The organism is Mesorhizobium sp. M0830 (genome assembly GCF_040319965.1).
Taxonomy (GTDB): Bacteria; Pseudomonadota; Alphaproteobacteria; order Rhizobiales; family Rhizobiaceae; genus Mesorhizobium.
Genome location: NZ_JAMYOR010000003.1, coordinates 206,223 through 218,321 on the forward strand (window position 1 = coordinate 206,223; position 12,099 = coordinate 218,321).

A 12,099-nucleotide genomic window follows, 5' to 3' on the forward strand; every position below is an offset into this window, starting at 1 on the left:
ATGCCTGACCAACTGCCTGAGATCGAATTGGAGGATCGCGGTTCCAAGGGGCGCTATGTCCTGCGCGGGCCGGGTGGCGCCGAGGCCGAGATGACCTTCACCAAGATTGGCGAGCACCAGATCATCATCGACCACACCGAGGTGCCGGACGCGTTTCGCGGCCAGGGTGCCGGGCTTCGGCTCGTCACCCGCGCCGTCGAGGATGCGCGTGCGGCGGGCAAGAAAATCATTCCTCTCTGCCCGTTCGCCAACGCCCAGTTCCGCCGACACCAGGAATGGGCCGACGTGCTGAAGAAGTAGGGATATCGTTGTTCGCAACGGCGTGACACGCGGCTACAGTCTCACCGGAGTGGCTTTGGCATTTGCCCGGGTGGCGCATCCTGCCTAAGTAGATATGATCTACAGCAGCCAAATCGCCGACAAACGAACCGAATGATCCCCCATGACCGAAACCGACCTCGTTCCCGTCTTCGACGGCCATAACGATACGTTGCTCAGACTTTATCAGTCGAAAGACGCGGATGTCGAAAAGCTGTTCATAGAGGGAAAATCGGGCGGCCATATCGACCTGCCGCGTGCCAAGGCCGGCGGCTTTGCCGGCGGCATGTTCGCCATCTTTCCGCCGCCCGTCGAGAAATCCAGGCGCAGCCCCGTGCCCCCGGCGCCGAGCGATGCGGAGCCGCTGCCGCCCGAGGTTCCGCGCAGTGATGCGCTGACTTCGACGATCGCGATGGCCTCGATCCTGTTCCGGCTGGAACGGGCCGGAGCGCTCACCGTCTGCCGCAGCGCGGGCGACGTGCGCAATGCCATGGCGCAAGGCTCGATCGCAGCCGTGTTCCATATCGAAGGGGTCGAAGCGATCGATCCCGAGCTTACGATGCTCGACGTGCTGCATCAGGCCGGCCTGCGCTCGCTCGGCATCGTCTGGAGCAGGCCTAATGCTTTCGGTCACGGCGTGCCATTCCGCTTCCCCTCCTCGCCCGACACAGGGCCCGGCCTGACCGATGCCGGCAAGGCACTGGTCAAGGCCTGCAACCAGCTGAAGATCATGATCGATCTCTCGCATCTCAATGAAAAAGGTTTTCGCGATGTTGCCGCGCTAAGCGATTCGCCGCTGGTCGCCACCCATTCCAACGTGCATGCGATCAGCGGCCATTCGCGCAACCTCATCGACTGGCAGCTCGGTGCGATCCGCGAATCCGGCGGTATGGTCGGACTGAATTTCGCCACCGGCTTCCTGCGCGAGGACGGCCGGATGAATGCCGACACCAGCCTCGACATCATGGTGCGCCATGTCGATTCACTGCTGCAGGCTTTGGGTGAGGACGGCGTCGGCCTCGGCTCGGACTTCGACGGTGCCATGATCCCGGCGGTCATCGGCGACGTCGCCGGCCTGCCGAAGTTGATCGATGCTTTGGCAGCGCGTGGCTTCGGCCGCGCGCTGATCGAGAAGATCGCTTATCGCAACTGGCTCAACATGCTCGAGAAGACGATCGGTTAGAACGACCTATTGGAAGCCCATGCGCTTCAGCCAATCGCTGCCGATCCCGCGATCACGGATGATCGGCAGCGGATTTTCGGAATCGAGCCGTGCGCAAATGCGGTAGACTTCAAGCGTCTCGGCGCTCATCTCGTTGCGCTTGTAGAAGAACATGGCGGCGGCATACCGCGTGCGGCCTGACCACTTTTCGCCGAGGGGCGTGTTGATGAGCGCCCACTGCTCGGCGGCTTCCCCATCTTCTCCAGGCTTGTCGGCGTCGTCCATGATCAGAAATCCGCCGGCGGATTGGCGGCGCGGCGGTCGAGCTTGATGAACGGCCGTGCCACCACCTTAGCCCGCTTCATCAGTTTCTGGTACTGCAGCTCGCGCATGGCGTAGATCTCGACCCAGAGGTCGCCAGCCATAGTATCACCACATGGCCGCGCCAGCGATGGCGATGTTGCCCTTGGCCATCGTGGTAGGCGATGGAGTGTTCGGCCGGGGTGTTGTCTTCGATCTCCAGCCCGACAAGGACATGGCGCAGCCTGCGAACCTGGGAAGTCATGCAGAAGGTGCTTGACAGTGGTGAGCACCGTCCCACTGACTTTGCGGTCGAAAGCCGGTTGAATAGCCGGTGATGCTGGAGACCATCAGACCCATGAAGACAGCAGTCGCCAAGGAGGCCCTCGTTGAATCGGCGCGGAAAGCCGAATCCGAAAAGCGCGGGCGCAAGGCCTCGAAGGAGGTCAGGCAGCATCAGCTCATCGAGGCGACGATCGATTCCCTAGCCAAGCGCGGCTATTCGGAAACCACGATGGCCGATGTCGCGGATGGCGCCGGCCTGTCGCGCGGCATCGTCAATTTCCATTTCGAGAGCAAGGAGAAGCTGCTCATCGCGACCTTGCAACATATGTATGACGAGTATTCGGCGCACTGGCGCAATGCCTTGCAGAAGGCAGGCGATGACCCCGCCGATCAGCTTCATGCCCTGGTCTCCGCCGATTTCGACCGTTCGATCTGCAACAAGCGCAAGCTCGCCGCCTGGTGCGCCTTCTGGGGCGAGGCCAAGTCGCGGCCGAACTACCAGGCGCTGAGCAATGCGCGCGATGCCGTCTATCAGACCATATTCATCGACCTGTGCGCGACGCTCAAGCAGAGCGGCGATTATGCGTATGAGCCGCAGGTCATGGCCCTGGCACTCAGCGCCATGCTGGAGGGGCTGTGGCTGCGGTTGACGATGGGAACCGAGGACACCACCCGGGAGATCGCGTTGCAGGCGGCCAATGAATTCCTGTCGGCCGCATTCCCCAGGCACTTTCCGTGGAAGGCCGCCGGCGCGACGGAACCATAGAAAACGACAGAGGATGGAACGGCGATGAAGATACTGACCCGAGGCCTGACGGTGAGCTTGGCGCCCGGCGTGTCGGACCACTTGGTCAAGACCTTGGGCTATGGCCATGGCAAATGCTCCGGCATGGCGGCGATCGACCACACAGTGCTCGTCGAGCGTGACTTCGACAATCTCGATAAGTTTTTCGACAACACGCTGTTCCAGCAGCCGGTGGCGCCGGAGTTCAAGCAGCGCAGGGTGGCAGAGTTCGAGAAGATCGAGGCCGGCTATTGAAGAGCGAACAGGAAAGAACCGATGTCGTCATCGTCGGCGCCGGCTTCACCGGCCTGTCGGCAGCGCTTGCGCTCAAGGCAGCCGGCATCGATTTCGTTCTGCTCGAAGCCCGCGATCGCGTCGGCGGGCGGGTCGAGTCCATGGCGATCGGCGACGGCGAGCGTGTCGACAGCGGCGGTCAGTTCCTGTGCGAGGATATGCCGGCGCTGATGGCGTTGGTCGAGGAGCACGGCAAGACGCTGGTCGAGACCTATGTAGACGGCGAATTCGTCGCCCAGCCGGCTATGTCTGCGGGGGAGGCGGAACGAACCTATGTCGGCTCGATGGCGATCCGCGATCGCATGAACGCGATCGCGCCTGGTGATACTGATATCGCCGGCTTGTCAGTCGCCGCCTGGCTCGATCGCCAGGACGACCCCAAGGACGCCAAGGCAGCGTTTCGCTCAATGATCGAAGGTCTGTGGTGCCAGGCGCTGGAGAAGCTGCCGCTTTGGCATCTCATCGACAATGATCGCCGTATCACCAACGAGGTGTCGGAGCTGCAATATTTTCTCGCAGAGACCATGCATTCGCTGGCGGAGGATTTGGCTCAAGAACTGGGCGCCCGGGTGCGGCTTGGCGCGCATGTCACGCGCATCGAGCAAGGCGCAAATGGCGTGTCCATTCATACCAGCGCGGGTTCGATAGAGGCTCGTTGTCTGCTCGTCGCCGTGCCGCCGGTCATGGCCTCGAGGATAGATTATTCGCCGCCACTGCCGGCGGCTCTGGAGAAAGCACTTGGCGTCTGGCGCAGCGGGACGGTGATCAAGATGCTGCTGCGCTATCCCACCGCCTTCTGGCGAGCCAAGGGCCTGAGCGGCATGGTGATGTGGCGTGACCAGCCAGGTTTGTTTGCCTGCGACGCCAGCAAGGATGACGATCATCCGGCGCTGGCGGTTTTCATCGGCGGTCCATCGGCCATCGAATGGCGTGGCTTTGGACAGGAAGGCCTCCGCACCAGAATTGCGGCGCGTCTCGTTGCAGCGCTCGGTCCGGAAGCTGCAAAGTGGATCGGCCTTGCCGTCCGATACTGGTTCGACGACCTCGGCGGCGTCGGCGGCTACAGCGACCTCATCGTCGACATGGATGCGACCGACGCCGAGCGCATCATCCTGGCCGGCGCGCCACCCGTGCATTTCGCCAGTTCGGAACTGTCGCCGTCATTTCCGGGCTATGTCGAAGGCGCCATCATTGCCGGACGGATCGCTGCGCGAAAGGTGATCGCCGAGCTTCAGTCGGAAATCGCTACCAAAGCCTCGGGATCGTAGGCGAGGCGGATCGAGGTCCCGACCGGGGTGTCGTCGGCGCCGAAATCGTTGGTTTCGGTCACCGATAGCGGTCGCAGGAGCTCGCATGAGCTCGGCCTGCTGGTCCGGCCGCTGATCAACATGTGCTTGATGGGGATAGCTCCCCTCTCCCGTTCTACAGGGAGAGGAGCGCTCATCGTCGTCTGCCCTTACGACCTCGACCTCAGCGCGTCATTCAAATTCCACATGTCCTTCTCCTCGGGCGCGGTCTCCAGGCCCAGCACCGGCAGCATCTTGCGCAGATGGTCGTGGTGGGTGCGCACGCCGTATTCGAGGTCGGAGAGATAAAAACCCTCGAAGGCTTCGGACAGCATGGATTCGTTCGACCACACCGAGAGTTGCACATCTTCCGACATGGTGTCGCGGTCGATGCGGAAAGAGAGGTAGCGGGCGGCGGCCTGCTTGCGGCTTTCGTCGCGGTAGCGGTAGACGGCGCCGCGCAGCAGCGTCTCGCCCGTCGACAGCGGAAACTCCTGATAGAACTGCACCGATTCCGGCATCATCGAAATGACCGCGTTGGGGAAGATGCCATAATAGACCCAGGCCTTCTTCAGGTAGTCGGGCAGATGCGCCGGCTCCGGCGCGATCTTGACGTAGTTCTTGACGCTCCAGCGCCGCCCGGCATGCGGGTTGTAAGTGGCGAATGAGCGCGACACGCCGTTGATGAAGGGCTCGTCGAAATAGGTGGCGCCATAGAGGTCCTGCAACGCAGGATGCGCCATGGCGACGTGATAGCCTTCATTGTCGACATCGCGTACCGACTTCCAGTTGACCGGGCTCTTCTGCGTCCAGATGCCCCAGGAGGGCACCATGTCGGCGGCGCTGTAGTGCGCGAATTCGGGCTCGATCGGCTTCATCAGTTCGGCAACCGAGGGCTGCGGCCCGCCATTGCGGAAACGGATGAAGATGAAGCCCATCCAGACTTCCAGATCGAGCGGCATGAGGCCGAATTCGGTCTTGTCGAGGTCGGGGAAGGAGCGCGGGCGTGCGGCACCGCGCAGCGTGCCGTCGAGATTGTAGACCCAGCCATGGAACGGGCAGACCAGCGCATTCTTGCAATTGCCTTGGCTTTCGGCGACGACGCGGCTGCCGCGGTGGCGGCACATATTGTTGAAACCGCGCACGACGCCATCCTTGCCGCGCACGATCAGGGCACGCTCACCGACGACGTCCATGGTCAGATAGTCGCCGGCGAGAGGTACGTCCGATAAATGCCCGACGATTTGCCAATGATTGCGAAAGACATGTTCCTTCTCAAGCTCGAGAAGGGCATCGGAATGGTAGCTCCAGCCCGGTAGTCCCCGCCGGTCCCAATCGTTGGGGATCGCCAGGTCGCGGAGGAGCGGGTTCATAAAACGTCTCTTCTTTTTATTGAATACTTGTTCAATACAAGCATATTTTGCATTGAAATGCAATGGTTTGTGCAAAACGGGCTGGATTCCCATCAGAATCCGCGAGGCCTCCGGCGGCAAAATCCGCGCTGCTGGCGGCCCGGAAAGTCCCGAAGAATCCGGGTGTTAGTCGGGGTTTCAGGGCGCGGTCTGGACCCCACTTCTGAACGATCGGAGCGGAGCACGAGGGCGCTTTTCAAAGGAATCGGCTGGAATCGGTCGAAAGTCGCTGTCGGAATGAGGCGGATGAGTGCCCGACTTTGCCCGGTTTTGCCCGAAATGCTGTTTCAAACTCGTTACATTGCCGGTCTTGCGTCCACCTTGCCTTGTTACAAAGCGCGACTAAGTTCGTTTCATCACCAAAAAGAAACTCAGCGAAGGGGAAGGCAATGTATGCGAAAATCCAGACGATCCGCGGCGAACGCCGCCTCCAGGCTCCAGAGCGCAATGACCGCCGTCCGAAACTGGCGCTGCGCCAGCGGGCCAGCGACCACCCCATGGCGATGTTCATGGTGCTGGCTGCTTGCGCCTTCGTCGGCATGGCGTTCACGCCGACAATCGGGCCAGCCTTCGCTTCGTTAAACCCGCCGGCGAACTTGGTCGAGGGCGCGCAGACGACGACCAGGACCGCACGTCTGCCGTTGCCGGTGACCGACTTCGCCTGCAAGGGCCAGACCTGGGGCGCCGAGAGCATCGATTGCCTGCGCGCCATCGCCGAGCAGTCCGGAGTGCACAAGACCCGCGCGATCCGCATGATCGCCAACGCGGCGCCATTGACCGACACGCCGAACATTTTCTGATTTCTGTCGAAGCATGATTCCGAAACAGGTTCCCGTTTGGGGATCATGCTCTGACCTCCCCGAGCGCTCCTCAGCGCTCCCTTCGGCTCCCGCCGCAAGTCGGGGGCCCCTTTTTATCCTTTTGTCATCGCCTGCTCGGCAATGGCCGACAGTACGCTGCGCACATCCAGCGTGCTGAATGGCTTTTCGAGGATCTCCGGCCGCTGATGTGCCGGCAAGGCCTCGATTTCGGCTTTCGCGCCGATCAGGTCGCCGGTGACCAGCACGAAACGCCGCGCCAGGTCAGGCTTTTCGGCAAGCAGCTCGCGATAGATCGATATGCCGCTGATGCCGGGCATGCGCAGGTCCGAAAAGACGATGTCAGGCGGCATGTGGCCGCTCAAGGTGGCCGCACCCGATTCCCAGACTGGAACGATCCGCGACTTGATGCCCATCAGTTCGAGAATATCGGAGAGCGAGCCGGCGACATCCGGCTCGTCGTCGATGATCAGGGCATGGCGCAGGCCGCTGGATCGCGGCTGGTTGTCGCCGGCGGTGGCGAGGCCGGCTACAATGGCCGGCAGCTGGACGACGAAACGCGCGCCTCTCGGAATCACCTCCTCGAACCAGACATTGCCATTGTGCCGCTCGATGATCGATTTCGAGATCGATAGACCGATGCCAGTGCCGACGCCAACCGGCTTGGTGGTGAAATAAGATTCGAAAATGCGGCTGCGGATCGCTTCCGGCACGCCGGGCCCATTGTCTTCGACCGAGAAGCAGGGATGACCCCGGTCGCTGCGGAACGTCCTCACCTTGATCAGCCGATCGCCGGCAATGCCAGCCAAGGCATGCTGGCTGTTGATAAGGAAATTGGCGCCCACCTGCGTCACATGGTCGGCGTCGGCCATGGCCAGCAGCGGGCCGGCGGCGAAGTCGGTGTCGATGATGATGCCGCTTGAGCGCGCGCCATAGGCGGTCACTTCCAGCGCCGCCCGGATCACCTGGTTGAGGTCGGTCTCGGCTTGTGCCGCGGGATGAAGCCGGACCATCGACAGGAAGCTCTTGACGATGCGGCCGCAGCGCTCGGCGGCGGCACGTACTTTCTCGGCGCGCACCTTGGTCTGCGGATCGGAGGCGAATTCGTGCAGCAGCGTCGATTGCGCCACCACCACGGCCAGCGGGTTGTTGAGCTCGTGCGACACGCCGGCCAGCAACGATCCCATCGCCGCCATCTTTTCGTTCTGGTGCAGCTTCTCGCGCTGACGGCCGATCTCCTCCTCGGCGCGCAATTTGTCGCGCAGGTCGCGGATGGAGCCGAAGATCAGGCGACGGTCGGCGACCCGCATCTCGGTCGCCGTCAGCTCGATCGGGAACACTTCACCGGCGGCGTTCTGGGTCACCGTCTCCAGCCGTTGGCCGACCATTGGCGCGCCGCGGCCGGTCATGTATTCGGCCCCCGAAGCATAGCCCTTTCGGTAATAGATCGGCACGATGGTATCGAGCAGGTCCTTGCCGAGGATGTCGCTGCGCTGGAAGCCGAACATCTTCTCGGCGGCCGGATTGAATTCGATGATCGAGCCGGTCTCATCAATGACGACGATGGCATCGAGGGAGGCCTGCAGCATGGTGCGGCGGATGACCTCGCTGGCGTGGGCTTCGGAGGGCGAGCGTTCGATGGCGTCGCCGATGGCGAGCGCGATTATGTGCAGCGTCGCCTCTTCCTCGTCGGTCCATTTACGCTCGTTGACGCAATCGTTGACCGCCAGCGTGCCCCACAGATGGCCGTGCGCGAAGACCGACACCGACAGGAAAGACTTGATGTTCTGCTTTTCGAAGTCGGCTCTCAGAAAGCCCACGAGATCGCGCGTATGACCGGCGAAGATCTTGCCTTGCCGTTCGTCCTCGGCCAGTCGCTCCAGCAGCGGATCCGAATTGACGATCGACTGCACGATGACGGTCGGCGACGCCAGTTCGCCACCAAAGAGAGGGTCGATCCAGTAGGCGGCGACGGATTGGGCGAAACCCTGGCCGGGCAGCTCGCGCAAGCGAAACAGGATGCCACGCTGGCAATCTATGGCCCGGCAGAGCGTTTCCAGGATGCCATCCATCTCGCGCTGCCAGTCGCCGGCCTCACGCAATCGGCGAACGACGCGAACTGCCGCCATTGCCGCGCCCTGCCTGAATCCCTGCATATCCGTGCTTGCTGCTTCAGCGATCATCTTCTGCCGTCATTCCGGAGTCGTGCCAATTCGATCGGCGGGCAAGGACTGCGAATCCGACCCTGTGGCCTCGGAGCTCAGTTGCCGTCGCCGGTCGGCAGCGAGAAGATATAACCCTCTCCGCGCACCGTGCGCAGGAATTTCGGGTTGGCCGGATCGGTCTCGATCTTCTTGCGCAGCCGCATGATGCGAATGTCGACCGCGCGCGATGAATCCGGATCTTCGGTGAAGCCGATCGCCTCGGAGATCGCGGCGCGGGTCAGCAGCCGGTTGGCGCGGGTCAGGAAAACCTCCAGCACGTCGAATTCGCTTTTGGCCATGTCGACCACCGTGCCGTTGGCGCCGGTGACCAGCCTGCCGTCGAGATCGGCCTGGAATGGGCCGAATGCAACGGAACGACGATCCGTCCTGGCCTTCTTGTCCTGAAGTTCCTGCGGCTGGGGAACCCGGCGCAACACGCTGCGGACCCTCGCCAGCACTTCGCGCAATTCGTAGGGTTTGACGATGTAGTCGTCGGCGCCGAGTTCCAGCCCGACGATACGGTCGAGCGCGGTGCCGGCGGCGGTCGCGTAGATGATGCCAATCGGCAGTTTCGAGCGCAGCCAGCGGCCGAGCGAGAGGCCGTCCTCGCCGGGCATGGCGATGTCGAGGATGGCGAGATGGAACGACTGCGTTTCAACGAGGCTGCGTGCGGCGGCAGCGCTTTCGGCGGTGACCACGTCATAGCCCGCGGCGCCAAGATATTCGGCGACCGCATCCCTCAAGTCGGGCTCATCCTCGACGATGACAATTCTTGCCCGCACGATGTTTTCGCTCCCACTTTCAGTGGAAAGTAGATTGGGTATAAACATGATGTCCAGCACTCATATCCGGTTGCCAGGGAACGGTTTGAAAACATGGCCGCACGATCGAACATCGCGCTTGTCTCCGTTGCCGAAGTGATCGCGACCGAGCTCGCCGACCATCTCGAGCGGCGCGGACATGATGTGCATCAGGCGCGCCAGCCCTGGGAGGCCGAATCGCTGCTGTCGGGAAAGGGCATCGACGTCGTCGTCGTCGGCGACAGCCTCAGCCAGGCCGAGGGGCGGGACCTGCTTCGGCGTTATGGCGGCCAAGGCGGGGGCGGCGAGGGCGGACCGGATTTCATCCTGATCTGCCGGCCGGCCGATCTCGTCGACAAGGTACTGGCGCTGGAGCTTGGGGCGGCCGACGTCGTCGAGAGCCCGCTCAATGTCAGGGAGCTCGCCGCCCGTGTTGGCGGCCTGCTTTCGCGACGCGGCAGGGGCGCCCCGGAACTGATCGTGCTGGAGAACGCGACCGTCGATCTGAGGTCGGCCATGGTCATGCATCGCTCCGGCACGGAAGAACAGCTCTCGCCGGGTCAGGTGGCGCTGCTCCGGCTGTTCCTGGCCAGTCCGCGCAAGGTGCTGACGCGCGACGATATCATCGCCGCAGCGCCGGCAGAAAACGCCGACGCGTTCGATCGCTCGATCGATTCGCGCATCGTGCGGCTGCGCCGCAAGCTCGATACCGAAACCATTACCACCATACGCGGCGCCGGTTACCGGTTCGATCCGCCGCGGCAATTCGCCGACTGATTGCCGGGCGCTGACGCTCGCTCTTTTGTCGGGCATCGGATTTTCCATCTCTGGGCCCGATGCTCCCGGCGCTCAGCGTACCAGCAGAAGTGATGGGCCCACCGGCATGTCGCCGCCCATGGTGAGCTCACTGGCATGGGCGCGGTCCCTCAGGAGCACGGTGGCAAGCCCGGCAAAGCCGAGCAGACCCTGTGCGTAGAGCAGTGCGGACAGCACCGAAGCGGCAAATTTCGTGTTCATCGTAGCAGTTTCCCAAAATTGAAATGTATTGCGGATCGCTTCAGGACACCCCCGAAGTGCCCGCGCCGCCCGGAACCCCCGGTCGCGGCGCGGGCCTTCGGTCCTCTCGGCAGCAAGTTGCCGGAGGGGCCGCGCAAACCCGTCAGCCTAAGACCGACCCGCCAGAGGGCCTTGAGCCGAACAATGCGCAGGCTGGAAACAATCCAGACCGAGGCGAAAAACAGTGCGGCATGCAGTGTCGAAATCTCGCCTGAATTCATCGCACCGAGTCTAGCCAGCGGGGTGCCGGCACCCGTGCCGATGCCGTCGATGACCATTGCCGCGATGCCGATCCTGAGAAGCCAGGGCAGAGCGTTCGATTTCGTTCCCATGTTTCGTTACCGGCTGCTTTCGTTGCGTCAACTTTGCTTGCGGCGCGTATCCGGATCATGCCGCTCGAAGCCGCGCTTTGTTGCAATCTTGTTTCGAAATCGACGGCTATTCTTTCGTATGCAGCCAATCCGCACTTTCGTTTAGAGACAGATACCCATGCTCGTGACTTTGGCCCCACTAGCGCCTGCCCGATCTGGCTCTCTTTTCGGCTGTACGAAGCGCGGCGTTTGTTAACCAGTGGAAACAGATTCGAAACACAAACGAGGATTTTGCGAAATCTGCTGGAAACATGACCTCGGGATAAGCAGCCATCGAATTGGAGCCGGCCGGACCGGCATAGAGAGGGGATTTCATCATGCATACCGCCATTGCCGCCAAGCTCATCAACATCACCGCTGCCGTGCTGACCGGTGCCGCACTTCTGTTCGGCGCCGGGCCTGGCGTGGCGCACGCCGCCAACAAGATCGTGGCGCGCGTTTCGCTTTCTCAGCAGATCATGGAGGTCTCGGTCGATGGCCGGCCGACCTTCGCCTGGAAGGTCTCCACCGGCGACCGCGCCCATGTCACGCCGACCGGCTCGTTCAAGCCGACGCGCTTGCATGAGATGTGGTACTCGAAGAAATACGACAACGCACCGATGCCGCACTCGGTCTTCTTCAGCGGCGGCTACGCGGTGCATGCGACCTATGCGATCAAGCGTCTCGGCCAGCCGGCCTCGCATGGCTGCGTGCGACTGCATCCCGACAACGCCGCCGATTTCTACCAGCTCGTCGAAACCTTCGGGGCGACCAACACCAGCATCGTCATCGTCAAGTAGCCTGATGGTCGTTACTTTCGGCTCTATTGTGCCGAAGCCGTGGAGCGATCATCAGAAAAAAAGAGGCCGGGGACAACCCCGGCCTCTTTTTTGTTCCAGCTACTTCTTGCACATTTAAAGCGGTTCACGGAACGGCGAACGGCTCTAGAGCGGGATGAATTTAGGTTGGGCATAGCCAGCCTCGGTGAAGTAATTTCGGCATTCGGTTGACGTGACCTCGCCGAGGATTT

General features: G+C 62.2%; 15 protein-coding genes and 1 pseudogene. 9 read left to right on the forward strand and 7 right to left on the reverse strand.

The features are described from left to right. Both NKI20_RS03730 and NKI20_RS03735 read left to right on the forward strand, forming a co-directional pair. Complete coding sequence (locus NKI20_RS03730) at positions 1-300, forward strand: GNAT family N-acetyltransferase (RefSeq protein WP_023757367.1); 300 nt, start codon at positions 1-3, stop codon at positions 298-300. A gap of 142 nt (positions 301-442) precedes the next feature. Beyond that, positions 443-1,501 carry a dipeptidase gene (locus NKI20_RS03735; protein ID WP_352828402.1) on the forward strand — a complete coding sequence of 353 codons (1,059 nt, stop codon included), beginning with the start codon at positions 443-445 and terminating at the stop codon, positions 1,499-1,501. 6 nt (positions 1,502-1,507) lie between these two features. Here NKI20_RS03735 and NKI20_RS03740 read toward each other — a convergent pair whose 3' ends face one another. Together NKI20_RS03740 and NKI20_RS33685 are read right to left on the reverse strand one after the other, a co-directional pair. After that, the gene (locus tag NKI20_RS03740) at positions 1,508-1,765 is read right to left on the reverse strand and encodes a hypothetical protein (protein WP_352727534.1); all 258 of its coding nucleotides are present in this window, start codon (positions 1,763-1,765) and stop codon (positions 1,508-1,510) included. A 2-nt stretch (positions 1,766-1,767) separates the two neighbouring features. Beyond that, on the reverse strand, positions 1,768-1,905 hold the full coding sequence (locus NKI20_RS33685; RefSeq protein ID WP_023757364.1) for a hypothetical protein: 138 nt from the start codon (positions 1,903-1,905) through the stop codon (positions 1,768-1,770). A 212-nt stretch (positions 1,906-2,117) separates the two neighbouring features. Here NKI20_RS33685 and betI point away from each other — a divergent pair, with 212 nt between their 5' ends. The 3 genes from betI to NKI20_RS03760 are packed head-to-tail and all read left to right on the forward strand — an operon-like array spanning position 2,118 to position 4,411. After that, a complete protein-coding gene (gene betI / locus NKI20_RS03750) occupies positions 2,118-2,831 on the forward strand; it encodes a transcriptional regulator BetI (protein WP_031259591.1) in 714 nt (237 codons plus the stop codon). A 24-nt stretch (positions 2,832-2,855) separates the two neighbouring features. After that, positions 2,856-3,104 (forward strand): hypothetical protein, encoded by a 249-nt coding sequence (locus tag NKI20_RS03755; protein WP_352727533.1) that lies wholly within the window; start codon positions 2,856-2,858, stop codon positions 3,102-3,104. Beyond that, the gene (locus NKI20_RS03760) at positions 3,101-4,411 is read left to right on the forward strand and encodes a flavin monoamine oxidase family protein (RefSeq protein WP_352828407.1); all 1,311 of its coding nucleotides are present in this window, start codon (positions 3,101-3,103) and stop codon (positions 4,409-4,411) included. Before NKI20_RS03755 ends, NKI20_RS03760 begins: the two co-directional genes overlap by 4 nt. On the opposite strand, the pseudogene NKI20_RS03765 reads toward NKI20_RS03760, so the two are convergent. Beyond that, positions 4,375-4,491 (reverse strand): annotated as a pseudogene (locus NKI20_RS03765) (Fe3+/spermidine/putrescine ABC transporter ATP-binding protein); the annotation flags it as partial. The gene NKI20_RS03760 and the pseudogene NKI20_RS03765 sit on opposite strands and share 37 nt — an antisense overlap. Positions 4,492-4,599: 108 nt before the next feature. After that, positions 4,600-5,802, reverse strand: coding sequence for an aromatic ring-hydroxylating oxygenase subunit alpha (locus tag NKI20_RS03770; RefSeq protein ID WP_352727531.1), 1,203 nt, complete (start codon positions 5,800-5,802; stop codon positions 4,600-4,602). A gap of 428 nt (positions 5,803-6,230) precedes the next feature. Between NKI20_RS03770 and NKI20_RS03775 the strand changes: the two genes are divergently transcribed. Beyond that, positions 6,231-6,641, forward strand: a complete 411-nt coding sequence (locus tag NKI20_RS03775; RefSeq protein ID WP_352828410.1) for a hypothetical protein — start codon at positions 6,231-6,233, stop codon at positions 6,639-6,641. Positions 6,642-6,754: 113 nt separating this feature from the next. On the opposite strand, the gene NKI20_RS03780 is transcribed toward NKI20_RS03775, so the two are convergent. Then, a complete protein-coding gene (locus NKI20_RS03780) occupies positions 6,755-8,842 on the reverse strand; it encodes a PAS domain S-box protein (protein WP_352828413.1) in 2,088 nt (695 codons plus the stop codon). A gap of 77 nt (positions 8,843-8,919) precedes the next feature. Beyond that, positions 8,920-9,693: a response regulator gene (locus NKI20_RS03785; protein WP_198032173.1), complete on the reverse strand. Its 774-nt coding sequence runs from the start codon at positions 9,691-9,693 to the stop codon at positions 8,920-8,922. A 45-nt stretch (positions 9,694-9,738) separates the two neighbouring features. On the opposite strand from NKI20_RS03785, the gene NKI20_RS03790 reads away from it, so the two are divergent. Next, positions 9,739-10,440: a winged helix-turn-helix domain-containing protein gene (locus NKI20_RS03790; protein ID WP_352604715.1), complete on the forward strand. Its 702-nt coding sequence runs from the start codon at positions 9,739-9,741 to the stop codon at positions 10,438-10,440. A gap of 72 nt (positions 10,441-10,512) precedes the next feature. Here NKI20_RS03790 and NKI20_RS03795 read toward each other — a convergent pair whose 3' ends face one another. After that, entirely contained in the window at positions 10,513-10,680 is a 168-nt protein-coding gene (locus NKI20_RS03795) for a hypothetical protein (protein ID WP_023757353.1), read from the reverse strand. Positions 10,681-10,863: 183 nt separating this feature from the next. On the opposite strand from NKI20_RS03795, the gene NKI20_RS03800 reads away from it, so the two are divergent. Together NKI20_RS03800 and NKI20_RS03805 are read left to right on the forward strand one after the other, a co-directional pair. Then, a complete protein-coding gene (locus NKI20_RS03800; protein ID WP_352828417.1) occupies positions 10,864-11,196 on the forward strand; it encodes a hypothetical protein in 333 nt (110 codons plus the stop codon). A gap of 211 nt (positions 11,197-11,407) precedes the next feature. Then, positions 11,408-11,869, forward strand: coding sequence for a L,D-transpeptidase (locus NKI20_RS03805; RefSeq protein WP_352604711.1), 462 nt, complete (start codon positions 11,408-11,410; stop codon positions 11,867-11,869). Positions 11,870-12,099 lie beyond the last annotated feature (230 nt).